This window comes from Verrucomicrobiota bacterium (genome assembly GCA_038744685.1).
Lineage (GTDB): Bacteria > Verrucomicrobiota > Verrucomicrobiia > Opitutales > Puniceicoccaceae > Puniceicoccus.
This window is the reverse complement of the sequence record JBCDMB010000001.1, coordinates 134,748-161,095: the sequence shown is the minus strand read 5'-3', so window position 1 is coordinate 161,095 and position 26,348 is coordinate 134,748. Positions and strand designations below refer to the sequence as shown.

Genomic DNA, 26,348 nt, shown 5'->3' with positions numbered 1-26,348 from the left:
AGCAAACAGTCTAACCCGACACACTCACCACCAAAGAGCGGCGATGCGGGTGGGATCGGTGTTCCCAGAGAAAGATCCCCTGCCACGTTCCGAGGGCCAGCCTCCCGTCAACGAGGGGAACCGTCTCCGTCGTCCGGGTGAGAGCCATCTTGATGTGGCTGGGCATGTCGTCCGGTCCCTCGGCTGTGTGTTGGTATCCTGTTCCATCCGGGACCAGCTCATCAAGATATCGTTCCAGATCATCGGCAGCAGTAGGGTCAGCGTTTTCCATGATGACCAAGCTGCAACTCGTGTGTCTGCAGAAGACGGCTACTAAGCCGTTTGAAATCGTTCCCGATCCAATTGCCTCTCGAACGAGACTTGTGATCTCGTAGAGTCCCTTCCCTCTCGTCTCGACAGACAGGGAATGGTGGGAGACCGACACTAAACCAATGAGGAAAGGCTAGGCCTTTACGATCTTGCCCGCCTTGATTGCCTTAGCGGAGACCCAGATTCGCTTCACTTGCCCATTGGGCAGGCGAACCCGAACCCGCTGGAGATTGGGTCGGAAAGTTCGTTTGGTATTCTTCACTACGTGAGTTCCAATACCACCGCTCTTTTTGGATTGCCCCTTTCGGGTAATGCTACCCCCACGGATGGGACGACGACCTGTAATTGCACAAATTCTGGACATGACTGAGTGTGGGAAACCGAGGAGAAAAGACCCTCCGACCCCTTCGATCAACCTAAAAGTGAGCAAAAAAACACGCGCCTTTTCGACGCGTGTTCTAAAAAACGCTTTCTTGGGCTGGCGTGATACGCATTGCGCACAGAGACCATACGCCCGCGTTATTAACTTTGTCTTGAATCCTCAAACAGAATTGCCCGATTGTGAGTTGGTTTCAGAGAACTCTTCTCCGTGCCACCCATTGAATACCCTGGGAAAAGAGTTGTCTGAATTCTGGGGCGTTCCAAGTGTGGTGATCGTGTCCGGGAATTAGGCAGAGAACCCGGCTTTCCCCGCACTCTCGCAGCCATACTTGAGATCGCAGGCTATCCGGGTGGTCGGTGGTTAAGAGCACATGGTTTCCTTCTGCTTCCGGCTCTGCCATTTCATAAGTCTCATCGATCAAACTAAAGTGCCGGGGGAGTCCTCGTAGGATCGGGTGATCCACATCCTGAACGGAATGATTCACTTCTTGGTCAAAGTGAGGCTTCAGGGTTCTCCGTGAATGACCACAAACCAGGTCCCAAAACTCCCAACCCGGAAATGCGACGAGGGCATGATGCCAGATGACCACTCCTACTCCCTTTTTAGTCATCCTCCTGAGCGCAGTCTCGGGCGCCCCTTTCCACCACGGTTGCTCTTTGTCTGACGGGACAGCATCCGTCATATTGTAAAACACTACTGCCTCGTACCGATCCTGCTCCTTCTCGCTGGAAGAACAGTAATGCTCAAGGTGTTGAATGTAGCACTTCACACCCGGCATATCGGACCAAAAATCTTGAAAGCCGACTACGTCAAACGGATGGCCCCCAGTTACGACAGCCACTCTTAAAAGTTCGTGAGGCTCCTTCATCGAATGATACTCGTTACAGCTGGATCTACCTGAAAGCTTCTCTGGCTAGTCCTCGTCCAGAAGCTAAGAGAGGTTCTATGCACCTTCGCCATCCTCCAGCGTATCCGCCAGCCATTTAAGAAGCGCAATCATCATCTCGATACGCTCGACGGTTCCCCGTCCTGTGAGAAGACCAAGCTCCCGGTAGGTGAGCGTGCTTTTCACCAAAAGAACCGTTCCGTGGGTCGATCCCAGTTCAGCAAGGATCCGCTCACACATCTTCGCCGTGATCCGTTCACTCACCCACTCCGGACGATTGGTCATGATGGAGATTCGTTTGTCGAAATCTTCAGACGGCCCCTTAACCCGAATCAGCTTTTTAAATTCGCTCCGTTCCAATCGATTGAGCCCGCGTTTGGACCGTATCACCAAACGGCAGTCTTCCCGTAAAGCCGTCTCCAAATGAACCGCTGTCTCGGCCTGCCGGGAATCCTTGAGGCCCGCTGTCATCGTTTGCACGCTCATCTTGCGACCCTCCCATTCCCCAAAGACGCTCGGGGAAGCCTGAAAAAGTCCAAATCCTTTTGCTTCGGGAAGGGTAATCTCGAGACCGTAATCGTGAGACAGTGACTCAAAGTTGGCACGGATCGAATTGGAGGACCGGCGGGTAACCATAAATCCCAGTCCGATAATGACCAAAAACAGCAGGATCACCCAAGCGACGACTTCCCATTCCATTTCCCACTCCTAGCCGCAGCCCTACGATGAGACGAGGACAAATCGCTGACAAATCACTTGCCTCCCGCTGACGGTGATCGAAAGATCGCACCGCTATGTCCGTTCCGCAAAATCCTCCCTGTGATATCATCGTTGCCCTCGATCTTCCGGCAAAAGAGGAGGCCATGCACCTTCTCGACCGGATGCACAGTCGCCCCCGCCGAGTAAAGGTCGGCCTCCAACTTTTCACCCGCTATGGCCCCAGTATTGTCGAGGCCTTCGCGAATCGTGGACACAAGGTCTTTCTCGATCTAAAGCTCCACGATATTCCAAATACCGTAGCCCACGCGGTGGAGAGCCTCTCCCACTGGCCGATCGAACTACTCACGATTCACGCAGCTGGGAGCTCGGGAATGATCGAAGCGGCCTGTGAAGCGAGAGACCGCACCCATCCGGAATTGAAGATTATCGCGGTTACTCTGCTCACTTCGATTAGTGACAAGAGCATGGAAAAGATTGGTATGAAGGGGGATCCCGAATCTGCGGCGATGCGGCTGGCAGCACTCGCACTGAAAGGAGGTGCTGACGGAATTGTCTGCTCCGCACTGGAGGTGGAAGCAATGCGAGGGGAGTTTGGTCCCGATCCTATCCTTGTTGTTCCGGGGATTCGTCCTGCCGGATCTGAGAAAGGAGACCAAAAGCGGGTCATGACGCCCGCCGAAGCCGCCCGGGCAGGCTCCTCTCATCTGGTGATTGGTCGTCCTATCTACGAGGCCAGCGATCCTTTGAAGGCCTACGATGAGATAGCTGTTGAGATTGCTGGATCGTATCAGTAATTCTCATACAAATCGCAATGGCGTCTCCCTCTCCAGGTAGCTCCTACTGTAATCGGGTCATTCTGCTGAGCGCGGGGAAAGGCAACCGGATGAAAGGTGCGGTGACTGATAAAATTCTCGTTCCTATCGAAGGGAAAAGCAGTTTTAGACGCAGTTTTGAAGCCTTCGCCGAAACCGGGATTTTCGACGAAGCAGTCGTGGTCTACCGAGATGCTGAGCAGCGTGATCGACTCAAAGGTGAACTTGCCGATTTGCCCGACGGGATCCCCACCCTTCCCTGTTTGTGGACTCAGGGAGGGGCCAGAAGGCAGGATAGCGTCTTTCGGGGCCTAACGATTGCCGGGCTCGATACCGATTACATCTTTATCCATGACTGCGCTCGCCCTCTCGTTCGCTCTTCGGACATCCAGATTCTTTTCGAGAGGGTATTGCAGGACAAAGCCGCCTCACTCGCCCGGCCCGTTACCGACACCCTCAACCGAGTGGACCGCAGGAAACAGCAAGCACGGCTTTGTCGGCTCCGTCCGATCGACCGCCGCGGATGTTGGGCGATGGAAACTCCACAGGCCTTCGCCTTTAACCTGATTTTTGATGCCTATCAAAGAGCAAGGCAGGAAGACGAACTGCATACTGACGACTGTTCGGTTGCCACAGCCGACGGAGCACGCATCTCACTCGTCGAACCGTCTTTCCCCAATATCAAAATCACAAAACCCGGGGATCTCGTTCTCGCCTCCTTTCTGATCCAGAATCCAAACTTCGCCTCCGAGGATCCCCAATGAAACCACTCCCCTTCCGCACCGGCATCGCTTACGACGTTCACCGGTTCCACCCGGATCGACCCCTGATTCTCGGAGGGATCAAAATCCCCGACACACCCGGCCTCGAAGGACATTCCGACGCGGACTGCCTCACCCACGCCGCTGCGGACGCAATCTTCGGAGCCCTTGCGCTTCCGGACATCGGAAAACACTTCCCACCCGGTGACCCGGCCTACCTCAACATCGACAGCCAAAAGATTCTCGCCTTCGCGAAAGAGGCCGCAGGGCAACAGGGTTACGTCCTTGGCAATCTCGACGTCATGGTAGTCGCCGAGCAGCCCAAGATCGGGCCGTGGATCGATGCGATGCGGACTAGACTCGCTGAGACATTGGGCGCCACCGTAGACCAGGTTGGAATTCAGGCAACTACCAACGAAGGACTTGGTTCAATCGGAAGGGGTGAAGGAATAGCGGCTATGGCGACGGTTTTACTGATCCAACAAGAGAAATCGGAGTGAGAATCCGAGCTGCAAGGGAGACCGATGTCGAAGACTTGTTCGATATTCGTTGTTCGGTAATCGAAAACCACCAGTCAAGAGAAGAACTGGCCGAGTTGGATATCACTCCCGAAACAGTCGCTGAGATGATTACTGGGGGAGAGTATATCAGCTTGCTTGCCGAAATGAACGAAAGACCGGTCGGGTTCACGATGGCCAGGATTTCGGAGGGTTATATTTTCGCCTGCTTCGTGCGTCCTGCGGACGAGAATCAAGGGGTCGGGCGGGCACTGATGACAGAAACGGAGAGAAAGCTGTTTCAGAATGGAAAAAGGGATTTGTGGCTCTCTACAGGCCCCGGTTGTGAATTGAGAGCAGTAGGTTTCTACAAACGGCTTGGTTGGAAAGAGAACGGCTTTCTCGATGACGGACAGATCCGATTTGAGAAAACCCTCGAGGCAGAAGGATTCCAAAAAACCCAGTGAACGCACCCAAAGATTCTGAAGAGCAACCAAACGACTAAGCCTTGCAGACGGGTCGTCTGGTCTCCAAATCGTAACCATCATACTCGATTGGATTACGATTATAAACAGGATCACATTGACAGTCGGCAATCGACATTCCACTCAGGGTTTCCACGCTTAGTTTGGGTTAGTTTCTTTAGAGAACGAGCGGTAGAAACAAGGTTGCACAAAAGGAGACGATACACAGCAGGAGCGATAAAAGAACCGGGGCGCCGACTACTGCTCTCCATTTCATCTTCAGTATCGGTGAGCACAATACTATGGCGATACATAAGGCCAAAATCGAAATGATATACGTTTCCGGGAGCCTTCTTACTGCGAATCGATAGCCGAAGAAGAAACCTCCGAACTCACCCGTTTTATGAAACGCCCAAGTGAGGCGTACATCAAACATCATAAAGAAGATCCATGATGAAAAAAGGCAAAGAATCACAGAGGATGTAGCCCTAAGCCAAAGGATAATCATAAACGTTTCTCGAGAAATAAGAGATATATGCCTGCATTTCTCTCAATTAGAATTTTTGCACCACGATTCGTTCTCAATGATCGAGTGAACGCATGACACCTTGACAACGAGGTCACGTTTTCCCTCTTCGCAAGGTTCTGTTTCTCGCGAATAAGCGACTCACTTGACGTCCACCAATTGTAGTTGTGGTGAATTATCGAATACGCCCAGCTTGCCGCGAAAGGCACTAGTTCAAGTGGCTGTGAACGTGATCTTAATCTTAATCTTAATCTTAATCTTAATCTTACTCGGTGCAATTTACAGGGGTCTATTGAATCGATTGTGATAATGAGCTATCTCTCCGCCTTCGGTGCTGGGATTTTTGCTGGATCGATTCCCTCTCGCAGTTGAATGGTTGCAAGTACTTTCGGAACGTACATCCGGGTCTCGGAGGGAAGGACTGAGGCGATGCCGTTAAAATCCATGGCAGACTCGCTTGAGAGTAATCGTCGGACCCGCCCCTCTCCGGCGTTATAGGCCGCAAAGACCAAAGGCCATGACTCAAACCTCTTGAAGAGGTAGCGAAGATAGTCAGCCGCTGCGGCAGCGCTCAGCGCCGGATTCACCCGTTCATCTTCCGGGTTCAATGATAAACCCATCCACTCAGCCGTCTTCGGCATAAATTGAAAGAGTCCCTTCGCTCCGACAGGACTGAGTGCTTCTGGATCAAAAGAAGACTCCACTTCAGCCAGCCAAACCAACTCCTCCGGCACTCCCTTATCGGAAAAAATGTTCTGCAGAAGCGGGACCAGACCCGGACGAGGCCGCGGCGTCTGCCGCTCCGAAATGCGGTAGCGCCATACGTCCAAGTTGGTCACATACTCGTTTTGAAACGCGTCCACCTGTTCCGGCCGAGGAGCCTTTGCAGCCTTTTCCGCTTCCTCCTGTGCTTCTTCCTCTGACCATCGCGCAACTACAGCGTAGTCGTATCGCTGTAACAACCAGGCCACGTAGTGACGTCCACTTTCGGTCTCTGACAACGCAGCCATCACCGTCGGCAGGATCGTCTGCAGATCTGCCAGAGCTTCCAGCCGCTCAGATCTCAGAGCTTCTTCAAGCCGCAAAGCCAGTGTCTCAAACTCATCCGGAGTAAATGCTAAGTCCGGCAGCTCCCCACGCTGCCACGCCTCCCCAAGATCCCAAGCGAGATCGATCACCTCATCCACTTGCTCCCGCGAAATCTCCGGAACCTGAGCAGACAGGATCGGACCTAGTCCGATAGCCATGAAGCATCCGAAAGAAAGAAGAGGTAATAACTGCCGCATCGTAGCACCGAGCATTCAGAGGGAGACCTGGATTGCAAATGTGAGGTTGGGTGACTCGGAAAAATCTGGAATCTCCCACACAACCATCGTGGCCTCGGAACTCAGTTCCGGGGAAGTCCCCTACAACTGCCACCCCGGTTCGCAGAACCAAGGCTACCCCTTGCAAATTGCAGTTCTCAATCTGTGGCCTTAGACCTGAGTTCCGAGGAGTTGCCCAACCCATCGCAAATAAACTGGAGGATGATCGGCCTTCCGAAGAAAATTACGGCATCAATCCAGCTTCCCTAAAATCTTGTCACCGCCCGCAAAGCGTCATCTTCTACGCGGGACACACCCTCCCATGACAAAAGGCTTATCACTCGAACAGGTTGCAGAGATCGTGGAGCAGAAGCTCACCGATCGCGGGATTTGTCTGACCATGGGCGGAGAGCCTACCTACCTCCCCCACCATCCCACTGGCGCGGAATGGAATTTGGATGCGATGGGACCCGAGAAACTGGACTACGCGAGAAAAATGGCCGCCCGACTTTTGGAAGCCGAGTGTCCAGGCGCGCTTGTTCTTCAAATTTTTGGCAAATGGTATCCTGGCGAACCTCTGCCCCGCTGGAACGTCCTCCTCGTCGATCACGCAGACGAAAAGCTTTGGACCCAACCTCATCGGCTTCTATTGGAAGACCGCAAGGGATCCAACACCGCCAGTAAGGCCACTCGGATCGCCAACAAGATCGCCGAAAAACTGGACTTGAAAGGCCGCCTCATTCCCGCCCTAGAAGAGGACTCCAACACCAAGAAGGTTGCAGGATGGGTCCTTCCGCTGGATCACGATGGAAAATCGTGGAAGTCGGTTCAATGGCCATGGTCGAAGGAAAAGCCAATTCCTCTGATCGAGGGAGACTCTCCGATCGGTCTCCGTCTACCCCTCGACGAACTTCCGAAGAGAACCGGAAGAAAAGCCCTGACGATCGAATGCAAAAATGGGGCTCTAGGTATCTTCATCCCGCCTCTGAAATGGAAGGCCTTCCGGAAGCTGGTGACTCTGCTGGAGACAATCGCAGAAGAGAATGACCTCAGGGACCTGATCTTTTGTGGATACGCCCCTGGAGGATGCCCAGAGGAGGTTCGCACCTACGGCCTCGCTGCTGATCCTGGAGTTTTGGAGGTCAATCTTCCTCCCTCAAACAATTGGTTCGAGTTTCAAGCGGGCCTTTCGGCTGCAGACAAAGCAGCCCGAAAAGTAGGCTTGGTCACCACCCGACTTCACTTGAACGGCGCCGAAAACGGAACGGGGGGCGGTTTTCACCTCGCCCTCGGCGGCACATCCGTCGAAACAAATCCGTTCGTCACCAAGCCAGAGCGGATTTCCTCTCTCCTTCGCTTCTGGCAACACCACCCCGCCCTTTCCTACGCCTTTTCCGGGCAATATGTCGGCCCGGGGTGTCAGGCTCCACGTTTCGATGAGGGACCCACCCACAGCCTCTACGAAACCGAGGTCGCCTGCGAAGGGATGGCATCTGTTCAGAGCGATTTTGATCCGGCGCGAATCGACCATTTCCTGAAGAATCTGATGACGGATGCGGCTGGGAACACTCACCGTGCCGAGCTTTGTTTCGATAAGTTCTTCAATACCGCCGCCCCTAATGGTTGTATGGGCATCATTGAGTTTCGTGCGTTTGAAACCCTCCCGGAAGCACGAATGAATGCCGTAGCCGCACTCTTTCTCCGCAGCATCGTCACCCGCCTCTTTCTCAAACCTTTCCGTAAACGCCTACGCCGTTTCGGCACTACACTCCACGACGAGTTTTTCCTCCCTTCACGACTTTGGCAGGATGTGGAGGAGATCTGCACAGACCTTCAACAGACGGGTCTCCCTTTTTCTTCCGGCTGGCTCAAACCCATCTTTGACTTCCGCTTTCCTCTCCGGGGAAAGTTTGAGATTCCCAACGGGCAAATCGAAGTGCGCCAAGCCCTCGAATCCTTTCCCCTCATGGCCGAGGAGAGCCAGGGACGGGCCACTGTCCGCAAAGTAGACAACTCCACCGATCGCTTGGAGATCCGCCTCAGTGACAGCGCTTGCCTTGAAAAAGGGTTTTTGCTCATCAATGGCATCGAAGTCGCTTTCACCGAGGTAAACGGCTCCCCTGTTGCCGGAGTGCGCTACAAGTGCGCGAGCGCCCACCCCGCTCTCCATCCGAACGTCCCCATCCAATCCCCCCTCCTCTTCGAATGGGTGGATCAGAAATCCGGAAAGACGAAGACAGCCGCCCGCTATCACCACTGGCATCCCACCCAGCCCGTTTACGACGGCTTTCCAAAAACTGACGCAGAGGCCGCCAAGCGACGAAAAGCCCGCTGGATCCCTGCAAACGAGCTCGTAGGAAAAGTCGCCACCAGAGTAACTCCGAGAATCTCTCCTGAATACAAAGTCACTCTGGATCTTCGGCGACAGAAGGTGTGAATTCTCGTGAAATCCTCTGGAGATCAGTGGTTCGTTCTTCTCGATCGTAACAATAGTTATACCCAAGCGGGCTATGTTGAGTGATCGGTCTCCACGGGCTGATTTTCCTTCGTTCGCAATAAACCCACGTCGCCTCAACCAAGCAGTTGCTTCGCCTCTTCAGGGGACGGCAACTTACACGCCCCTTGCGGGAAGAACTTTAGGCGGTGTTTCGCCACGAACTTGTAGCCGAGTTCCCGGATGAACTTCGGAACGATCAACAAGCACCACCCGGCAATCTTCCAAAAGCCACCAACGTCGATCAGTGCGTGCGCGACTGCGTCGGAGCGAATCCGCTTTTTTTTCTGGTCGCCGTCTTCAGTGAGATAGACCACTGTGGATAGGTTTGTGGAATCGCGGAGTTCTTCCGACAAACAATCCTTTGCAGTCGTTCCCTGCAACGGTGCGTATTGCAGCACCCTTGCTTGGTCCTCCCCGAGAAAGAACTTTACCGTGTTCGTGCAAAGGCCGCATTCGCCATCGTAGAAGAGGATACGACGTTTTCGATCTGTGCGAGCCGGCAACCACGCAGGGTCGAGAACGAAGAGATGAATCAACACCATCGCCGCCGTGAGATCAGCGAAATCTACGACAAGGAAGATTCCCAAATGCATGGCCAGCATCAAACACCACACGAAACAACGGCTACGGCACCAGATCGAGAGCGGCAGGAAAACAATCTTACCAGCAAGACAAATCCAGGTCATCGAATAGAGCACTCCATTCGGCAGTGAGAGGAGAAAATCCCGAAAAACTCCCGGTCTTGCCAGCGGGTTTTCTACGAGATGGATTAATGCCGTTCCATCGAGCCAGCTCGGGCTCTGCAGTTTGATCAATCCGCTAAAGGTATAACCGATTGCCAAGAGTAACCACGCGGTCCAGTAGACTCCGGAGGGATAAAACCAAGGTGCCTCTCTTCGTGGACGCAGCCGCAGAGCTTCTCCATTGGGAATGAGGGTCGAGAGCAAGAGCATCAATCCGACGTAGGCGAGAGACGGGTTGGCAATCAAAGGGTTGCGGCAAAAGAGACTCGCCCACAGGTAGAGAAGAAGGATCGCCGCGACCTTACGCCGCCACCCAAGCAAAAAAGCGAGGGACGCTATCATCCCAAGACCAACCACCACAGTCGCCATCCACGGTGAATCGCTGAGCCAGAAGGGGCTCGGCAGGATTCGGAATAGTGGACTTAAGGACGAATCGCCCAAAGTTCCTGCTGAACTGAAAAGCTCGCCCGCGTAAGGTAACAGAAAGGCAAAGTGTGCCGCAAGGTAGGCTCCCAGAAGAACCCGGAAGAGCCCAAACTGCCAGCGGGAGATCTGCTTTACTCCAAACACGGTGGCTTAAAACTCCAACGATCATCCCGCCCTTTGGTCCTCGTTTGAATGAGGACAGTGATCTCAGAAACGTCGTCACTGATGCCAAACTCTTCGCGCAGCGGACCATTGACTCCATAGCAAAACACGCTTTGCCAGAGTTCCTCGGGCAAGCGGGGTGCGTAACTGAGTGCGGCTCCGTACACATTGCGGCGATTGTAAGGACCTTTTAGTTGGCGGTAAAACTCTGGGGTCACCACGATGGTTTCCTGTTCGCCATCATCTGTCTTGAGCACCAAGCTAAAATCCGCGGCAAACGTTTCAAAACCGTCTACGTCACTGAACACTTTTGTGTAAGGCGCAAAACCACAGGCGGCCCCAATTCCCCTCAATGTGGCACTGCCGAGGAGGTAGCCGATAAACTGCAGGCAGCCAAAGCAAAGAATGACAACGGAGCACCAGCCAACCCATCGAGGTGCCTTAACTGAATCCCCCATCAATCTGCCAACTCTGCCTCCGCTCGCTGGCGCGCTTCCGTGCAAGCCCACTTCTTTTTGCAGCCAATGCAGGTAGGAAGAAAGTGGAGCGGTGAGACACTCGCCGAATCCTTCGCATTCACATCCCGAAAAGCTAACATGTCTTCAAAACGATCTTCTTTCCAGTCATCGTACCCACATGTCGTTTCGGATGACTTACGCCCGTTCTGGAAAGTTCCGAAAAGAACATCCCAAAGAGGAATATCGGCGAAATTCTTCGTGTGAAAACGGTATTGATGATGCACCCGATGTGACTCTGGGCGCTGAAACAGGTAGCCCAGTTTCTTGGGCGTTCTCACGTTCCAGTGGTAGAAAAACTCCGCCACTGCGGTTAGCAAGGTGTAGAGCACCCCACCCTCAATCGTCAATCCGCACAGCGAGAAAGCGATCAACGCACTGAGAACAGAATTCAACAGAATCTCAACGGGATGCTTGTAGAACGAGGTCAGCACTTCGATTCGACGCGGCGAGTGATGAAGCTGGTGGCAAAGCCTCCAAAAGAAACGGGAGTGGTGACGAAACCGATGCCACCAATAGTAAATGAATGTCGAAATGACGTAAGCAATGGCTGCACCAACAAGGGGATGCATACTCTCGCCAAAGCTGAAAACGGAAGCCTGCTGCAACCAACGGTCCCAACTCATACCCGCCAGAATCACAATCCCCAGCTGAATCAAGTTCACAAAAGCAACCCGCCACCACCAGCCTCGAACTTTTGGTAATTCTGTTGCCGGCCAAAGTCTTTCAACGATCAGAAAACCCCCAGCAATGCCGATAATCAGCAACAACATGGAGTAAACGTAGCGGTGAAACCGGCAGGGATGCAAAGCCTTTAATGGAACACCTTCTTAGAGGTGAAACAAAACGCAGGCTACGGAAGGGCCTCTTACCCCTACGAATCACAATCGATGTGAGGCGAAGGCGATTAGGATCAAAATAGGAATTACAAAAAGGAAAGTCACTTCCTAGTGTGGTGTCAGGAAATTAACCCGCAGATTAACATCCCCAACCATGGAGGGACGCCGTCTCGGTGTCCGCAACGCTTGGCAATCCAGATAATCGAATGGTCCGCGAGACGCGGACCCTCCAGCGACTCTTTCGCTGAAACAGAGAATTGGCTACTCAAAGATCTTTTTAGAAACGAACTTCGCTGACACCACACTAGAGGAAGCGCTTTGCGGTTAGTTTCTCAAAACCCGCACACCCAACATCACCGAACTGAGCCCGCTCCCAATACCGAGCAGCGCGACCCGTTCGCCGGGATTGACGATACCGTTCTCGTAAGCCAACGATAAGGTGATTGGGCAGGCAACCGATCCGACGTTTCCCAAAAACGGGTAGGTGGGGTAATCCAAATCCGGATCGATGGAGAGGGCCTCGTGGAGTTTTCGCTGATGAGTCTTACCGACTTGATGAGTGATCACCCGTTGGAAGTCTTCCGGGAAGGGATCCTCCTTCTTGAATTTCTCCCAAGTCTCAGAGGCAAGCCCGATGCCGGCTTCAAGCAGCGCTTCGGAGTCCGTCTGCATGACCAATCCCCCTCCGTCCGAGCTATCTCCTTCGCAGAGATGGGAGAACGATCCGTCGGTTCCGGAAACCCCGAATTCCAGCTGACCGATTCCCGGCCCATCCAAACAATCCTCGTGGCAAAGCACCATACCCACCGCTCCACAACCTATGGTCAGGTTCGCAAAGAAAGGTTTGATCGTTTTGCGGGAAAAGTTACCGCTCAGAAGCGTTGCCATCGTTTCTTCCTGAAGAGGTCTTCCATTCTCTCCAGCAACGAGTAGAGCTGTGCGGATTAGCCCCGCTTCAATCATCGCCCCGGCAGTAACCATCGCATTCAGAAAACCGAGACAGGCATTCGAGAGATCGAAAATCTGGGTGTGCTTGGGAAGCTCCAGCTCTTTGTGAACGTAGGCGGCCGTGGCCGGCTCGAGACGGTCGCGCGATACCGCCGCATGAATCAGAAGATCAATCTCCGGAAACCTCCCATCCAGTTTTCCCAGAACTGCCTTTCCGGCGAGACTACTCGCCTCGGAAGGTCGGGTGCCTTCGGGCCAAAGCCGCCTCTCCCGGATCCCCGTCATCAATTCGAGGCGACCCCCCGGCAACTTCAATCGTTCGTAGAGCGGGGCCAGTCGCTCCTCAATCCCATCCGAGGTCAAACGCTCTTCCGGCAGGGCATGGGCCAATTCTGCAATGCGGGTGTGCTTAAACTGCATCGCCACGCATGGTTCGTTCAACGAGTTCCTTATCGAAGTAGTTGGTATCCATCCCCGCGTTCACAACGATCCCCTGACCGTTGATCCCGGAGGAACGGGGGCTGAGGAGAAAGACAGCCGTATCCGCCACTTCGTCAGTCGCCAGTGCCCTTTTCCGCAAGGTCATCTTTTCCGCGTAAAGGTAGTTATTCATGTAACCGGGAATCCCTGCAGAGGCACTCGTCTTTAGGGGTCCGGAATTTACCGTATTGAAGCGCACTTCGGAAAACGAGCTGAACGACTTCGCCAGGTTCCGGCTGACCGCCTCGAGGGCTGCTTTTACCGGACCCATGTAGCCGTAATTCTCAGCCGTGAGCTCAATCGTAGAGATCCCGATCGAAACTACCGAGGCATCTTTCGCCAGACGTCCCTTGAAGGCATTGGCAATCTCCGAAAGAGAAAAGGCCGATATCTGGGTTGCCTGCAAAAACTGTTTTCTTCCGGTCTCGTGAAACGGTTTGAAGCCATCACTGTAATCCGCGAAAGCGATGGAGTGAAGAATGCCGTCGATCCGGGTTTCCGCACCAATCTCCTCTGCCAGACTTTCCAATGCACCCTCTTCCTCTACGTCACAAACGTAACAAGTCCGATCGCCAAGCAACTTCGCCAGACTCGCGCGACGTTCTTCGGAGCGCACACTGTAGATGACCTTAGCTCCCTCAGCCTCCAGCACCTTGGCTACAGCCCAGGCGACGCTCTTACGATTCGCCACGCCAAATACTAGAAAAGTCCGGTCCTCCAGTTGCAGGAAACTCATGCGTCTAGTTCAGCATGCACGATGGTTTAGGGTAAAGTGCTTTCTCAGGATTAAAATCGGGATAAGCATCGAGATTGAACTTATTGGTTCTCGAGATCGGTTTTTGCCGCAGAGATAGCGAACGTTCAATGTTGAACGCTAGACATCCAGCGTTAAAATACCTCCCTCCTTCGACGTTCAGCGTTGGAAGTTCAAAGTTTCGAGTTCGCTATCTTTCCAGTGCTATGCAAAGCCGCAATCTACTTCGGCTATACCCCAACGACCGACCGTTCGGCCTCCTCCCGGCTCAGAATGCGTACACTTCGATAACCGGGACCTTCCGAGGGAAGATCTTCGCGGAAACGGGTTAAATCCTTCTCGTCCTCGAACTCTATCGCCGCGAGGGCACGCCCAATACGCTCTCCCGAATAACGGTAGTTGAAATAGCAAAGATTCGCCCGACCCTTCACGACATTCTCCAAGAACGCTCGAAGTGCTCCAGGCCGTTCGTAAAAGTCGATCTCAAGAAATACAGCGTGGTTCAGCGTGTGCGGATCGCAAGGAATCGTTCGAAAACGAACGGCCGCCGTTCCATCCACCCATTCCGGTTCGTAACCTCCGTCAGACAGTCGCTGGGATAGATCCCCATACTCTTTCTCGTTCAGCACTATGCCGAAGATCGGAAAAGCTTGTGACGAACTGGTCTTTCCATACTGAAAATCGATTACGCTCAGGCCGCCAAACGCTTTATCAAACAAATCCAACATCGCGCCTTGTCGTTCCGGCATGGATACACGCACATGCCTTCGTCTGCGGCCGCCAATTCCAGCCGAGTCCGCAACAAGGGGGAGTTGTCCAAAATCCATATTCGCCCCACAGGCTATTACGAGTGCTCGGTCGAACGGATTCTTTTTACCGTGCTTGATCAGTCCGGCCAAACCCATTGCACCCGAAGGCTCAAGCAAGCAGCGCAGACTCTCCCAATAGATCCGTATGGCATCACTCACCTCCTCGTTTGCAACGGTGACAAACTCATCGATCACATCTGCACAGATCGCATGGGTGATCTCGCCGGCTTCCCGAACTGCGGTCCCGTCACAAAAAATATCGAGCTCGGTTAAACGCACTGGTTTCCCAGCTTTTACCGCAGCCGCCATCGAAGCCTGCCCCTCTCCTTCCACGCCGACGATGCGAATCCCAGGGTAAGACCGTTTCAACCAAAAGCCAGCACCCGCGGCCATGCCTCCACCACCGATCTGTAGATAGGCGACATCAAACGAGCCACTCCCTGAGAGCCCTACCTCATCGGCAAGAGTCGCCTGGCCCGCAATTACAGAAAGGTCGTCGTAGGCATGGACAAAGGTTCCCTCTGTTTCAGCGACTCTCTTTGCTTCCGCAAGTGCGTCATCGTAGCTGTCTCCAACTAAAAAAATCTCAACCGAGTCTCCTCCCCGATCCCGGACTGCACGTTGTTTCACCTCGGGTGTCGTAGTCGGCATGTAGATTTTCGCCTTGAGTCCGAGTGCCTTGGCACCCAGCGCAACTCCCTGCGCATGGTTACCTGCTGACGCCGCAATCACTGGCTGATGCCGATCCTCTTCGGGAATTAAAACCATCCGATTGAAAGCACCACGCCACTTGTATGCCTTGATCGGGGAAAGGTCCTCGCGTTTCACCTGAATCTCGCCAAAGCCGTCTAACGAAAGCCTCTCCATCGGGGTAGCATCCCCCGCCGCATACACCCTTTCACGGGCCATGAGGATCTCATGTTCCAACGACTCCCTACTCCACTCCATTCGAGGAGCTTGGTAACAAAAAGCCCTAAACGAAACGAAAAACGAAAACCGGTGGGATACGGGCTACGGTAGTGGTATGCGAAAGTGTGGCCTCGGAACTACGTTCCAGGGAAGAGGCATGCGGAAAATAAATCCCCGATGTTTATTCAACCTACGAGGCTCGCCAGAGCCATCGCCCTACCGTGCTAATTCATAAGACAAAGGCATCATAAAAATTGAGGCCGTCAGTAAGAGCTCAAACGTGGCCTCGAAATTAAGTTCCTTAGGATTGAATCTTTCTCCGAATAGATTTCCTGCTCGGGTGTCAGCCAGCACGGCTTGTCCGTCATTCGCGAAACCCGTCCCTATCCTTTAACACAAACTCACCAAGATTTATCTTGTCGTTTCTCAACCCCCACTTTGGCGTAGAGGTTTTCTTATGTTGCAAGTTTCCGGACTCTCCAAGGCATTTGGTTCGCAGACGCTTTTTGAGAACGTGTCATTTCGGATTGATCGAGGTGAACGGTCGGCTCTGGTCGGTCCAAACGGCGTTGGGAAAACGACCCTCTTTTCCATGATCCTCGGCGAGGCCGAGCCGGACGAGGGGGTGATCGATCTTGATAAGAAAGCCATCGTAGGTCACCTCCCTCAGGAGACTGCACCCACAGGAGAAGAGACGGTGATCGAGATTGCCGCTGGGGTGACCCCTCACCACGCGAAACTGAGGAAGCGAATTGGCGATTTCGAACGAGCCAAGGACCAGTCCGACGACTATCACGATGCCGTGTCCGAATACACGGAGATTGGTGGCTTCGAGATTGAGCCAAAGGCAAAACAAATCCTAGCCGGACTCTCGTTTCGCGAATCGGATTTCGACCAACCGGCGAGAACCCTGAGTGGAGGCTGGGTCATGCGCGCCTACCTAGCCCGACTCCTGACAGCAGAGCCGGATCTCCTGATGCTCGATGAGCCGACGAACCATCTAGATCTCGAATCGCTCCAGTGGTTCCAGAATCACCTCAAGAACTATCCTGGCTCCATCCTCCTCATCAGCCACGACCGCTCGTTTCTGAACGAGGTGATCAACAGCATCCGCGAGGTGCGCCATCATCGTATCCACTTTTATAGAGGAAACTACGACGACTACGTGAAGGAGGCGGAAGCACGGGACGAACAGCATCTGGCCGCGCACCGATCGCAACAGCGTAAAATCGCCCAGCTGGAACGGTTCGTCGAACGGTTTGGAGCGAAGAACACCAAGGCAACCCAGGCGAAATCCAAACAGAAACAATTGGACCGAATGGAGCGAATCGAGGCGCCGAAGTCTACAGAGCGGACCATCAAAGTCGCCTTCCCCCAACCCACTCCGAGCGGCCAAAAGGTCATCTCACTCGAGAATCTTCACTTTGCCTACCCGAATCATCCCGTCTACGAAGGAATCGACCTAACGATTGAAAAAGGTCAGCGCATTGTGCTGGTCGGGCCGAATGGAGCAGGTAAATCGACCTTACTCAAATTGCTTGCAGGAGTTCTCGAACCACAGAAAGGCGACCGAATCCTCGGACATCAGGCGAAGTCCGGCTACTTTTCTCAAAACCGAATCGATACTCTCAATCCGGAGCAGACCGTTCTCGAGGAAGTTCAGAGTATTCGCAATCCGGTTGGCGAAGCGATGGCTCGCACGGTCCTTGGTTCATTCCTGTTCCGCGGAGATGCGGTTTTCAAGAAAGTGAAAGTGCTCTCCGGTGGAGAGAAAAGCCGTCTCGGGCTAGTCAAACTGCTGCTCGATCCACCAAACCTGCTACTGATGGACGAGCCTACAACCCATCTCGACATGGCGAGCATCGAGGCATTGATCACTGCGCTGGAAGATTATTCTGGAACCCTCATTTTCATCAGTCATGACGTCTATTTTATCCGTCAGATCGCCGAACGAGTGCTTCGGGTAAACGCCGGGAAACTCACGCCTTTCTCGGGAGACTACGACTATTATCTCCGAAAGTCCGGCAGTGCTGGCGAGAGAGCAGGACTAGTCGATAGCGGGGATCCCGGCGACCATCGACCTGCGGACTTTGCCAAACGCAAGGTTCCTACCAAAACTTCCGATCCATCCACCGGTTTTAAATCGAAAGAACAAAAACGTAAGGAAGCAGAAGAGCGAAAAGTCCGGAGCAAGGTGCGGGCGAAAATTGAGAGACTGGAGGACGAAATTTGCCAGTTGGAAGACAAGCAAAAACAACTCTCGGAAAAGCTCGAGGACCCGCTTCTTTATGAAACCAATCCCGGCGAGGTGATGGAGCTCAACCGCAGCGTGGTCGCCGCAAACGATCTCCTCGATTCACTGAACGAGAAATGGATGGCAGCGACCGAGGAACTGGAAAAGTTGGGGTAGTTTTTCAGGACAAACGAAGACGCTACAATTAAGTTGAAAGTGTGTCGTTTCTTAAAGGACATTTCGATCAACATCCTATGGATCGTGAGGTCAATCGAAGTGCCCTTAAGTAGCGAATGAGTAACGACTCTGCAAAGCTCCTGTTTCCCTCCTCTCGGAGCGGCGGCGTCAGCCGCCGATTTCACCTGTCTGGACAATCAGCTTTGAGCCCATCTCGCCGTCCTTCGTCGGCGGCTAAAGACCGCCGCTCCTCTGATTTCGATAGGTGTTTCAACCGGACAGTGAGGTGCTAAGCTTCCTGCACGATGCAAAAGACCCAAAAGCGCGACGCAGATCCAATTTGTCATAGGGGTTTGTCCGGGGTATCCGGGAGAGAGACGTGCTCGGTCCTGTCCAAATCGTTTCGGCCGGGCGAACACTCCAGCGCGCGGACCACGCGGCCCGTCCGCAAACAACTCTCAAAGCGAAGGACGAAGGTGGTCCCTCCCGAAAAACTAATGAGCTTACGCCGTGGGTTTAATTGCACCCGCCCCACTTCGCTGCTAATCACGGTCTTGACTACCTCGTCCGCCGGGTCCAGTCTTTAGGGTTTCACTTTATACCAACCAGTAGAAAGTGGGTTTCGGCCCGCTTTTTTTATTTTTACATCATGAGCAGCGAACTTCTTTCCGTATTAGAATACATGGAAAAGGAAAAGGGAATCGGTCGTGCCGACATGATTTCCGCGATCACCAATTCCATTCACAATGCCGCCCAAAAAGGGGTTCACGCTGGTCAGGAGCTGAAGATTGAGATCAATCCACGCACCGGCAGCCTCGAAGCGTGGTCGCTCTTGAATGTGACCGACTCGGTCGGCGACCCCGAGAAGGAGATCCATGTGGAAAATGCCCGCCGGATTAAGTCTGACGCCGAAATCGGGGAAGTCATCGAAAAGCCAATTGATCCCTCCTACTTGGGTCGTATCGCCGCCCAGACTGCCAAACAGGCTATCCTTCAAAAAATCCGGGAATTTGAGCGTGAGCGAGTGTTTGACGACTTCAAGGATCAGATTGGAGACATCATTAGTGGAGTAGTTCATCGCCGCGACCGAAGTGACCTTATTGTGGATCTCGGCAAAACCGAGGCTCTCCTTCCGAGAAGAGAACGGATTCCCCGCGAGAACTTCAACCCAGGCGACCGGATTCGGGCCCTTCTGCTTAAAATTGAAACGGGAAACCGGGGACCCAGCCTGATCCTCAGCCGGAGCAGCCTTCGCTTCGTTCGGCGACTCCTTGATCTTGAGGTCACCGAGATCTCCGATGGCACTGTCGTTATCGAACGAATGTCCCGTGAGCCCGGCTATCGCACCAAGATTTGTGTAAACACGACCGACCCTAAGGTGGATCCAGTAGGCGCATGCGTAGGTGCCAGAGGATCAAGGGTGAAGAGTATCGTTCGGGAGCTCGGAGGCGAAAAAATCGACATCATCCGCTACTATCCCGAGATAAAAGAGCAACTTGTAGAAGCCCTCAGCCCGGCTGTCCCTCGTAACATTCAAGTGGATGAGAGGAACCATCGAATGAGTTTTGAGATCGCCGAAGATGATCTCTCGGTAACGATCGGTAAAGGCGGCATGAACGCCAAGCTCACCTCACAGCTTCTCGGTTGGAAACTCGATATTCGTCGTGAAGAGACCAAGAACGTGACGATAGACCAACAGGTCGATTCTGCTGCGAAAGGGCTGGTTGACTCGGTCGGTGTTCAGTTTGAAACAGCGGTTCGATTGGTCAACATGGGTATCACTTCAGTAGCCGCCTTCGAAGGGGCCAGTGCTGAAGACCTGGTTGCGATGGGTATCAGCCCAGAGGAGGCCCAGACAATTATCAGCAAGGTAGAGTCCGAGTAAGTCACGCGGAGAAACCAGTTTAGACGAATCAGTCAACAAGCTTCCAAAGGGTAGAATGAGTGTCAGAGTCCACCAGATCGCCAAAGAGATCGGAATGGAAAACAAGGAGTTGCTGCAGCTGTTGCAGGAGCGCGGTTTCGCTGTGAAAACGGCGTCCAGCACGATTGATAACATCAGTGCCGATTCCCTGATCGAGGAGTTCGCTAGTCCGGAGGAACCCGATCAGCCTGAACCGTCAGACAACGAATCTACGGAGGAAGAGACTCCGACGTTTAAGCGACCCACGGGACCTATCGTCCGTTCTGCTGAGGAAGTAGAACGTGAGAAAGAGGCTTCGAAAAATGGTGAGTCCTCCAAGCCGGCTGAAGCACCGAAGCCTATTGCTCCGGTGGAAGCCACCCCGCCATCGGGCACCTCGGCGCCGAAACCACCCGGCGCACCCAAACCTCCCAGCGCACCAAAACCGCCCGTAGCGTCTCGTCCCGCGGCACCTCCTAAGCCGCCGGCAGCTCCTCCAGGGCGACCCTCGGCCCCCAAACCACCGCTAGCACCCAAAGCACCTGAAGCTCCGACGAGTCAGGAAGACGCACAGCCTGCCACGGAGGCAGAAAGCACCGAGCCGGCCGCCAAATTGACACCCCTCCAAGCGAAGACTCCGATTATTGTCCGTGACTTTGCAAGTCAGCTCGGATTGAAGCCTTTCCAACTCTTGGCTGCCCTGATGGAGCGGGGAATTTTCGCCTCTATGAATCAGACCATAGAGGAGGATGTTGCCGCGAAGATTGCCGAAGCGCATGGCTTCACGCTAGAGATCCGCCACCGCGGCGGCTCTGCAGACGCCTCATCTGGCGAAAAGAAAGAGAAGGAAGTCGATGAATCGGCACTTCTGGAACCCAGACCACCGGTCGTCTGCATTCTCGGTCACGTCGACCATGGGAAAACCACACTTCTCGACACCATCCGTAAGGCCAAGGTAACCGAAGGTGAGTTTGGGGGAATCACCCAACACATTGGTGCCTATCAAATCACCGTAGACGGCGAACCTGTTTCATTTCTCGATACTCCGGGCCACGCTGCGTTTTCCGGCATGCGGGAACGGGGTGCCTCCACTACTGACATTGCCGTTCTGGTCGTAGCTGCTGACGATGGTTTCAAGCCACAAACCGACGAGGCCCTCAAATTCGCGAAAAAGAGTCAAAACTCCCTGATCGTCGCGATCAATAAGATTGATACCAAGGGTGCAAACATCGACCGGGTAAAACAGCAAATGCAGGAGCGGGGAATTCCTCCGGAAGACTTGGGAGGAGAGGTGCTCACAGTTCCCGTCTCTGCATTGAAAGGGGAAGGAATTGACCAACTTCTGGAGATGATTCGCCTTCAAGCGGAAATCATGGAGTTGAAAGCAGTTCCCTCCGGTAAGAGCTCCGGAGTGATTATCGAATCCCAGATTGAGCAGGGTCGTGGGCCCACCTCTACCGTTCTCGTTCAGAAGGGAAGACTGAAAGTGGGAGACGCAATCCTATCAGGGACGGCTTCCTGTAAAGTGAAGGCCCTCCACGATGACGATGGTAAACCGGTAAAAGAAGCAGGGCCTTCTACCCCGGTTAAGGTTGTCGGCTGGAGTGACGCCCCGGTCTCAGGAGCTACTTTCGAAACGGTCAAGAATGAGCGTGAGGCGAAACGCTTGGCCGAGGAAGTTCTTGATCAGCAACGAAAGAAGGAAGAAGAAGAACGACTTTCCGCCAAAAGCGAAGGGTCCAACCTCGATGACCTCTTCTCAGCAATCGAGAGTACAAAAAAGACGATTTTCCCTGTCATACTGAAGTCGGACGTCCACGGGTCGCTCGAAGCAATCGGCTCGCTTCTCAGCGAGCTACCCACCGATCAAGTCGAGCTCAAAGTCGTTGGTCAGGGAGTGGGCGTCGTAACGAAGAAGGATGTCGAATTAGCCAGCGCGGCTGGTGCGACAATTATCGGTTTCAATGTTCGGTTGGAGAATGGGGTTCAAGGGCACGCGAAGCACCTTGGAGTCGATATTCTCCAAGACAACATCATTTACCAGCTCGTCGATCTCGTTCGTGAATCGATGGCCGAGCTTCTCGAACCGGAACTGCGTGAGAAGAAACTCGGCGTCGCCGAAATCCGTGCAGTCTTCCCGTTGGGCAAGGGCTTTGTCGCCGGATGCATGGTGACCGAAGGAAAGATCACTCGCGGCGCGATTACCCGCCTCACTCGCGGAGAGGAGCTGGTTCACGAGGGCAAGATCGGCACCTTGAAACGCTTCAAGGACGACGCCACCGAAGTCCGGGCTGGGTTCGAATGCGGGATTGGAATTGACGGTTTCCACGGCTACAAGGAAGGCGATCTGATCGAGTGCTTTGAGGTCGAGAAGATCCGCCCCACCCTTTAACCCCTAAAAAAGGCGATCAAGGGACCGCTGAGCCATGGCAAAACGGAAGGTCAGAGTAAACGAACTTCTCAGACGGGAGATCAGTCTGATTTTACACACCGATTACCAGTCGGAAGGCACTTACACCACTATCAGCGAGGTGGATGTATCGCCAGACCTTCGCCAAGCCCGTGTGTTTTACTCAGTCCTTGGAGGAGAAGAAAAAGAGAAAGAGGCTGAGGAGTTCTTTCGGGTCAAGGCCTCTGAGATACGTCAGAAAATCTCGCGCAACGTCATCCTTAAACACCTTCCCTTTTTTCACTTTATTCGGGACAATTCTCTTGAGAGAGGATTCGGTCTCATTGAGGCAATGGACGAATTAAACGAAAGCAATGACTGATCTACCGCTCAGCCCACTTCTCCATCGGCAGACATTTCAAGAACTCATCTCGTCGTGGTCCGGTAAGAGACTCGCGGTCTGTGGTCACCTGCGACCGGACGGAGATTGCATCGGTTCACAAGTGGCCCTTTGCCGGTTCCTCAGGGATCAGGGTATCGAAGCGGTTGCCGTGCAAGCGGATCACATCCCAAAGAATCTTGAAGGTTTCATTGGAGATACGCCGTTCGTTCAAGCCAGCGAATTCGATTCAAACGGCTGGGAAGCGGTCACTGTGGATTGTGCGGACGAAAAACGAATTGGTAAAGATCTTCGCGAAAAACTGCCCGATACCCTTTTCAACGTAGACCATCACATTTCCAACCCCGGCTATGGAGAACATAACCTGATCGTGCCTCATTCCTGTGCGACGGCAGAAATTCTTGCTGAGCTTTTTCTCGCTGTCGGATACGAGCCGGACACAACGACTGCAAACGGACTTTATGTAGGTATCGCCACTGATACCGGCCAATTCCGTTTCCCCTCGACGACCACACGCACGTTCGAAATCTGTTGCCACCTCTGTGAGTTCGGAGCCGATCCCGCAAAGGTCGCAACGATTCTCTATGAGCAGGAATCCCTAAACCGGATGCAGCTTCTCGAGTCCTTTCTAGGTACCCTGAAGATGTCTCACGAAGGTAAGGTATGCACCGGTTGCGTTCGCGATGGTGAATACGAGCGGACGGGCACAAGCAAAGAAGACTCGGAAGGATTCGTGGATTATGCCCGTTCAATCGAGGGAGTTGAGATTGGCGTCTTTCTCGAAGAGAACAAAGGAGTCATTAAAGGAAGCCTGCGTTCAAAAGACCCCGTTCATCGGGTCGATACCATCGCCAAAATGTTTGACGGGGGCGGTCACGCTTGTGCGGCTGGTTTTCGAGTTGAAGAAACCATCGATGAGTTTTACCCGCAGCTGGTGGAGATTCTCGAAAACCACCTGCTGAGGAAGACGGGGTAAACCAAGAGCAAATTTCGAACTTCGAACGGAAGGCACTTCGATGTTTCACTGTTCGACGTTGCTTTTCTGCACTATTTTAGACCGAGAATCTCTTTACGTATAATGCCGCCAGAATCCAATCGCCTCGAAGGATTACTCTTCGTCGACAAGCCTACCGGCCTCACGTCTCACGATGTCGTCGCTCGTATTCGGCGAATCTACAAAATCAAGAAAGTCGGTCACGCAGGCACCCTTGACCCCATGGCGACTGGCTTATTGATCATTCTTGTAGGCCGGGCGACCAAGGCATCTAATTTTCTTATGAGTCAGTCCAAGACTTATGAAGGCACCTTCCGGTTGGGAACGGTAACTGACTCTCAGGATGCGGACGGAGAAGTAGTTGATCAGAAGGAGGTGCCCACAGTCTCAGAGGGTGACTTAGAAAAACTCTTTGCCGGATTTTTGGGAGACCAGTACCAGACTCCGCCCATGTTTTCTGCTAAGAAGATCAAAGGAGTTCCCCTCTACAAGATGGCCAGAAAAGGGCAAGAGGTTGAACGCGAGCCCCGCTTCGTTTCCATCAAGGCGTTCGAACTTCTCAACTTCGCTTCCCCTGATGTCGCTTTCCGCATTGAGGTGAGTAAAGGAACGTATGTGCGCACCGTCGCACATGATCTGGGACAAAGGCTCGGTTGCGGCGCCTACCTAACCAGTCTTAGGCGAACCGCGATCAGCAACATGGACCTCAGTCGGGCCGTCACTCTCGAGACGTTGGAAAATACCGCTCCTTCCCAACTAGGGAGGTTTCTGGCCCCGGTTCATCAATACGTCCCCAGCCATGTAATCTAGTGCCTGAATAATCCACCATCCCTAAGCTCTGCTATGTCTGACCGCAAGAAACCCGTCGTCACTATTGAATACTGCCCGGGGTGCCGTTGGTTGCTACGGTCTTCGTGGATGAGCCAGGAGCTCCTCAGCACGTTCGAACCGGATCTCGAAGGGGTATTGCTCAAACCGAGTGAGGAGGGAGGGCGTTTTCAGATATCAATCGACGGAACTACCGTCTGGGATCGGGTTGCAGACGGAGGATTTCCAGGAATCAAGGAGCTCAAGCAACGCGTCCGGGACTTCATTGATCCCAGCAAAGATCTAGGACACTTAGACGGGAAGTGAATCGTTTAATTTTCGCTGGCTCCTCCCCAACTTTTTACCAAAGCTCGCTGCCTTTGGGGAATAAACCAGCAGACCGCACTCTCTAATGCCGACCGGAGTGACCGATTCTTTCCACAAGATTGTGGATGACTTTTACCAGGGCCTCTATCGGTTCGCTCTTAGCCTGTCAAAAAACGAACACCAAGCATGCGATCTCACCCAACAGACTTTTGCAATATACGCAGAGAAACACGACACGCTGAGGGATATCTCGAAGGTGAAGTCCTGGCTTTACACTACACTTTACCGTGAATTTCTCCGCCAAAACCGCCGTAATCAGCGCTCTGAGGTCAGAGACCCAGAGGTTATTGAAAACACCGTATCAAACCCGGAGGCTCCGGACACCGATCACCTCGACGAAAAACGGGTTCTGGCCGCCCTTGATCGCTTGGAAGAGACTTTCCGCATGCCTTTAGTCATGTTTTATCTGCGCAATCACTCCTATGCGGAAATCTCGGAGATCCTCGATATACCGATTGGAACGGTAATGTCCCGTCTGTCCCGTGGTAAAGCTCGTCTTAAGAAGATATTTTTGGAAGAAACGGATTTGGAAATCGAATGAACCAAGAAGAAGCAAAAGCGATTCTTTCAGCCTGGAGAGACATGGACGATCCAGCAGAGGTTCCGGGATTGCTGGAGGCTCTCTCTGTTGCAGAGTCTGATTCCGATCTTCAGGATTGGTTCACGAGGGAGAGAAATTTTGACAGCCGAGTTGCCTCAGTGATCTCCGAGGTAGAAGTGCCTCCCGGCCTTCGCGAAAGGATCCTCTCTTCGATCGAGAACCAGCAGGAAAAAACGCCCTCACCGCTGAAGAGCAGATCTCTGATCTATTTTCCCAGATTGATTCCCCTTGCGGCATCTCTGGTAGTCGTCTTTTTCGTTAGTCTTCTCCTTTTCGGTCCTCCTTCCGTGGATGCGGACACTGCTCTCGAAGGATTCTCCGGGCACATCAGTAGGAATACGAAAACCTCGGCGACTCCCTCGATTGCATCGACGGACTATGAAGTGATTCGCCAGCACTTCAACTCGGTCGGAGTCGGCTCACCACCATCTCTCTCCCCACGGATCGACGATCTTCAACCCACCGGAGCCGACACGACCGAGTGGGATGGACTCATCCTCGGAATTGTTCATTTGCAAAATGACCAAAGTGCAGAGTTTCGCCTCTTTATCTTCTCCTCTCAGAAATTTCCGGAGCCAGAATCCCTACCAGCCAACCCAAGCCTGCGCGATGAGGAAGGTATCCGCGTTCTCATCTGGACCGAGACAGACTACGTTTACGGCTTGTGCAGCAAAGACGCCCAAGCTGACGTTGCTGCCTACGTTGCCCAGTAAC

Annotated in this window: 25 protein-coding genes; 14 read left to right on the top strand and 11 right to left on the bottom strand. The window is 53.3% G+C overall.

Translation table 11 applies throughout. The annotated features are described in order from the left end of the window. Positions 1-10: 10 nt before the first annotated feature. The 4 genes from AAGJ81_00630 to AAGJ81_00615 form a co-directional block, all read right to left on the bottom strand. Positions 11-424, bottom strand: coding sequence for a secondary thiamine-phosphate synthase enzyme YjbQ (locus tag AAGJ81_00630; protein MEM0964640.1), 414 nt, complete (start codon positions 422-424; stop codon positions 11-13). A gap of 18 nt (positions 425-442) precedes the next feature. Beyond that, complete coding sequence (gene rpmB, locus AAGJ81_00625; GenBank protein ID MEM0964639.1) at positions 443-673, bottom strand: 50S ribosomal protein L28; 231 nt, start codon at positions 671-673, stop codon at positions 443-445. Positions 674-881: 208 nt separating this feature from the next. Further along, positions 882-1,559, bottom strand: a complete 678-nt coding sequence (locus AAGJ81_00620) for a ThuA domain-containing protein (GenBank protein ID MEM0964638.1) — start codon at positions 1,557-1,559, stop codon at positions 882-884. A gap of 75 nt (positions 1,560-1,634) precedes the next feature. Next, entirely contained in the window at positions 1,635-2,276 is a 642-nt protein-coding gene (locus AAGJ81_00615; protein ID MEM0964637.1) for a hypothetical protein, read from the bottom strand. Positions 2,277-2,371: 95 nt separating this feature from the next. Between AAGJ81_00615 and pyrF the strand changes: the two genes are divergently transcribed. The 4 genes from pyrF to AAGJ81_00595 are packed head-to-tail and all read left to right on the top strand — an operon-like array spanning position 2,372 to position 4,834. Next, the gene (pyrF, locus tag AAGJ81_00610; protein ID MEM0964636.1) at positions 2,372-3,091 is read left to right on the top strand and encodes an orotidine-5'-phosphate decarboxylase; all 720 of its coding nucleotides are present in this window, start codon (positions 2,372-2,374) and stop codon (positions 3,089-3,091) included. A 17-nt stretch (positions 3,092-3,108) separates the two neighbouring features. Then, positions 3,109-3,873 (top strand): IspD/TarI family cytidylyltransferase, encoded by a 765-nt coding sequence (locus tag AAGJ81_00605; protein MEM0964635.1) that lies wholly within the window; start codon positions 3,109-3,111, stop codon positions 3,871-3,873. Then, a complete protein-coding gene (ispF, locus tag AAGJ81_00600) occupies positions 3,870-4,370 on the top strand; it encodes a 2-C-methyl-D-erythritol 2,4-cyclodiphosphate synthase (GenBank protein ID MEM0964634.1) in 501 nt (166 codons plus the stop codon). Before AAGJ81_00605 ends, ispF begins: the two co-directional genes overlap by 4 nt. Next, positions 4,367-4,834 (top strand): GNAT family N-acetyltransferase, encoded by a 468-nt coding sequence (locus tag AAGJ81_00595; GenBank protein MEM0964633.1) that lies wholly within the window; start codon positions 4,367-4,369, stop codon positions 4,832-4,834. Before ispF ends, AAGJ81_00595 begins: the two co-directional genes overlap by 4 nt. Before the next feature lie 837 nt (positions 4,835-5,671). On the opposite strand, the gene AAGJ81_00590 is transcribed toward AAGJ81_00595, so the two are convergent. Continuing rightward, positions 5,672-6,604, bottom strand: coding sequence for a lytic transglycosylase domain-containing protein (locus tag AAGJ81_00590; protein MEM0964632.1), 933 nt, complete (start codon positions 6,602-6,604; stop codon positions 5,672-5,674). 379 nt (positions 6,605-6,983) lie between these two features. On the opposite strand from AAGJ81_00590, the gene AAGJ81_00585 reads away from it, so the two are divergent. Beyond that, positions 6,984-9,098 (top strand): transglutaminase family protein, encoded by a 2,115-nt coding sequence (locus tag AAGJ81_00585; GenBank protein MEM0964631.1) that lies wholly within the window; start codon positions 6,984-6,986, stop codon positions 9,096-9,098. A gap of 134 nt (positions 9,099-9,232) precedes the next feature. Here the strand turns inward: AAGJ81_00585 and AAGJ81_00580 are convergent, their stop codons facing one another. From AAGJ81_00580 to AAGJ81_00555, 6 genes are all read right to left on the bottom strand, one after another. Continuing rightward, positions 9,233-10,471 carry a DCC1-like thiol-disulfide oxidoreductase family protein gene (locus tag AAGJ81_00580; GenBank protein MEM0964630.1) on the bottom strand — a complete coding sequence of 413 codons (1,239 nt, stop codon included), beginning with the start codon at positions 10,469-10,471 and terminating at the stop codon, positions 9,233-9,235. Continuing rightward, positions 10,459-10,947 (bottom strand): hypothetical protein, encoded by a 489-nt coding sequence (locus tag AAGJ81_00575; protein ID MEM0964629.1) that lies wholly within the window; start codon positions 10,945-10,947, stop codon positions 10,459-10,461. Before AAGJ81_00575 ends, AAGJ81_00580 begins: the two co-directional genes overlap by 13 nt. Further along, on the bottom strand, positions 10,947-11,777 hold the full coding sequence (locus tag AAGJ81_00570; GenBank protein MEM0964628.1) for a sterol desaturase family protein: 831 nt from the start codon (positions 11,775-11,777) through the stop codon (positions 10,947-10,949). The genes AAGJ81_00575 and AAGJ81_00570 overlap by 1 nt, the downstream gene beginning before the upstream one ends. A gap of 390 nt (positions 11,778-12,167) precedes the next feature. Then, on the bottom strand, positions 12,168-13,211 hold the full coding sequence (locus tag AAGJ81_00565; protein ID MEM0964627.1) for a 3-oxoacyl-ACP synthase III: 1,044 nt from the start codon (positions 13,209-13,211) through the stop codon (positions 12,168-12,170). Next, entirely contained in the window at positions 13,201-14,007 is an 807-nt protein-coding gene (locus AAGJ81_00560) for an SDR family oxidoreductase (protein ID MEM0964626.1), read from the bottom strand. Before AAGJ81_00560 ends, AAGJ81_00565 begins: the two co-directional genes overlap by 11 nt. Before the next feature lie 248 nt (positions 14,008-14,255). Beyond that, positions 14,256-15,743: a pyridoxal-phosphate dependent enzyme gene (locus AAGJ81_00555; GenBank protein ID MEM0964625.1), complete on the bottom strand. Its 1,488-nt coding sequence runs from the start codon at positions 15,741-15,743 to the stop codon at positions 14,256-14,258. 457 nt (positions 15,744-16,200) lie between these two features. On the opposite strand from AAGJ81_00555, the gene AAGJ81_00550 reads away from it, so the two are divergent. The 9 genes from AAGJ81_00550 to AAGJ81_00510 all read left to right on the top strand — a co-directional run bounded on the left by AAGJ81_00550 (position 16,201) and on the right by AAGJ81_00510 (position 26,347). Continuing rightward, positions 16,201-18,153 carry an ABC-F family ATP-binding cassette domain-containing protein gene (locus tag AAGJ81_00550; GenBank protein ID MEM0964624.1) on the top strand — a complete coding sequence of 651 codons (1,953 nt, stop codon included), beginning with the start codon at positions 16,201-16,203 and terminating at the stop codon, positions 18,151-18,153. 649 nt (positions 18,154-18,802) lie between these two features. Then, a complete protein-coding gene (gene nusA, locus AAGJ81_00545; GenBank protein MEM0964623.1) occupies positions 18,803-20,038 on the top strand; it encodes a transcription termination factor NusA in 1,236 nt (411 codons plus the stop codon). A gap of 55 nt (positions 20,039-20,093) precedes the next feature. Beyond that, complete coding sequence (gene infB, locus AAGJ81_00540; protein MEM0964622.1) at positions 20,094-22,448, top strand: translation initiation factor IF-2; 2,355 nt, start codon at positions 20,094-20,096, stop codon at positions 22,446-22,448. A 34-nt stretch (positions 22,449-22,482) separates the two neighbouring features. Then, positions 22,483-22,827, top strand: a complete 345-nt coding sequence (gene rbfA / locus AAGJ81_00535; GenBank protein MEM0964621.1) for a 30S ribosome-binding factor RbfA — start codon at positions 22,483-22,485, stop codon at positions 22,825-22,827. Continuing rightward, positions 22,820-23,821: a bifunctional oligoribonuclease/PAP phosphatase NrnA gene (locus AAGJ81_00530; protein ID MEM0964620.1), complete on the top strand. Its 1,002-nt coding sequence runs from the start codon at positions 22,820-22,822 to the stop codon at positions 23,819-23,821. The genes rbfA and AAGJ81_00530 overlap by 8 nt, the downstream gene beginning before the upstream one ends. 102 nt (positions 23,822-23,923) lie before the next feature. Then, positions 23,924-24,649 (top strand): tRNA pseudouridine(55) synthase TruB, encoded by a 726-nt coding sequence (gene truB / locus AAGJ81_00525; protein ID MEM0964619.1) that lies wholly within the window; start codon positions 23,924-23,926, stop codon positions 24,647-24,649. Between the two features lie 33 nt (positions 24,650-24,682). Beyond that, a complete protein-coding gene (locus AAGJ81_00520) occupies positions 24,683-24,973 on the top strand; it encodes a SelT/SelW/SelH family protein (protein MEM0964618.1) in 291 nt (96 codons plus the stop codon). An 85-nt stretch (positions 24,974-25,058) separates the two neighbouring features. Then, positions 25,059-25,574: a sigma-70 family RNA polymerase sigma factor gene (locus tag AAGJ81_00515; protein ID MEM0964617.1), complete on the top strand. Its 516-nt coding sequence runs from the start codon at positions 25,059-25,061 to the stop codon at positions 25,572-25,574. Then, positions 25,571-26,347 carry a hypothetical protein gene (locus AAGJ81_00510; protein ID MEM0964616.1) on the top strand — a complete coding sequence of 259 codons (777 nt, stop codon included), beginning with the start codon at positions 25,571-25,573 and terminating at the stop codon, positions 26,345-26,347. The genes AAGJ81_00515 and AAGJ81_00510 overlap by 4 nt, the downstream gene beginning before the upstream one ends. The last annotated feature ends 1 nt before the right edge of the window (position 26,348 follow it).

Bases quoted from the DNA above. Each gene is read 5' to 3' on its own strand.
- rpmB (MEM0964639.1), bottom strand. From the start codon at position 673: ATGTCCAGAATTTGTGCAATTACAGGTCGTCGTCCCATCCGTGGGGGT.
- AAGJ81_00620 (MEM0964638.1), bottom strand. From the start codon at position 1,559: ATGAAGGAGCCTCACGAACTTTTAAGAGTGGCTGTCGTAACTGGGGGC.
- AAGJ81_00615 (MEM0964637.1), bottom strand. From the start codon at position 2,276: ATGGAATGGGAAGTCGTCGCTTGGGTGATCCTGCTGTTTTTGGTCATT.
- pyrF (MEM0964636.1), top strand. From the start codon at position 2,372: ATGTCCGTTCCGCAAAATCCTCCCTGTGATATCATCGTTGCCCTCGAT.
- AAGJ81_00605 (MEM0964635.1), top strand. From the start codon at position 3,109: ATGGCGTCTCCCTCTCCAGGTAGCTCCTACTGTAATCGGGTCATTCTG.
- ispF (MEM0964634.1), top strand. From the start codon at position 3,870: ATGAAACCACTCCCCTTCCGCACCGGCATCGCTTACGACGTTCACCGG.
- AAGJ81_00590 (MEM0964632.1), bottom strand. From the start codon at position 6,604: ATGGCTATCGGACTAGGTCCGATCCTGTCTGCTCAGGTTCCGGAGATT.
- AAGJ81_00585 (MEM0964631.1), top strand. From the start codon at position 6,984: ATGACAAAAGGCTTATCACTCGAACAGGTTGCAGAGATCGTGGAGCAG.
- AAGJ81_00575 (MEM0964629.1), bottom strand. From the start codon at position 10,947: ATGGGGGATTCAGTTAAGGCACCTCGATGGGTTGGCTGGTGCTCCGTT.
- AAGJ81_00570 (MEM0964628.1), bottom strand. From the start codon at position 11,777: ATGTTGTTGCTGATTATCGGCATTGCTGGGGGTTTTCTGATCGTTGAA.
- AAGJ81_00565 (MEM0964627.1), bottom strand. From the start codon at position 13,211: ATGCAGTTTAAGCACACCCGCATTGCAGAATTGGCCCATGCCCTGCCG.
- AAGJ81_00560 (MEM0964626.1), bottom strand. From the start codon at position 14,007: ATGAGTTTCCTGCAACTGGAGGACCGGACTTTTCTAGTATTTGGCGTG.
- AAGJ81_00555 (MEM0964625.1), bottom strand. From the start codon at position 15,743: ATGGCCCGTGAAAGGGTGTATGCGGCGGGGGATGCTACCCCGATGGAG.
- AAGJ81_00550 (MEM0964624.1), top strand. From the start codon at position 16,201: ATGTTGCAAGTTTCCGGACTCTCCAAGGCATTTGGTTCGCAGACGCTT.
- nusA (MEM0964623.1), top strand. From the start codon at position 18,803: ATGAGCAGCGAACTTCTTTCCGTATTAGAATACATGGAAAAGGAAAAG.
- infB (MEM0964622.1), top strand. From the start codon at position 20,094: ATGAGTGTCAGAGTCCACCAGATCGCCAAAGAGATCGGAATGGAAAAC.
- rbfA (MEM0964621.1), top strand. From the start codon at position 22,483: ATGGCAAAACGGAAGGTCAGAGTAAACGAACTTCTCAGACGGGAGATC.
- AAGJ81_00530 (MEM0964620.1), top strand. From the start codon at position 22,820: ATGACTGATCTACCGCTCAGCCCACTTCTCCATCGGCAGACATTTCAA.
- truB (MEM0964619.1), top strand. From the start codon at position 23,924: ATGCCGCCAGAATCCAATCGCCTCGAAGGATTACTCTTCGTCGACAAG.
- AAGJ81_00520 (MEM0964618.1), top strand. From the start codon at position 24,683: ATGTCTGACCGCAAGAAACCCGTCGTCACTATTGAATACTGCCCGGGG.
- AAGJ81_00515 (MEM0964617.1), top strand. From the start codon at position 25,059: ATGCCGACCGGAGTGACCGATTCTTTCCACAAGATTGTGGATGACTTT.
- AAGJ81_00510 (MEM0964616.1), top strand. From the start codon at position 25,571: ATGAACCAAGAAGAAGCAAAAGCGATTCTTTCAGCCTGGAGAGACATG.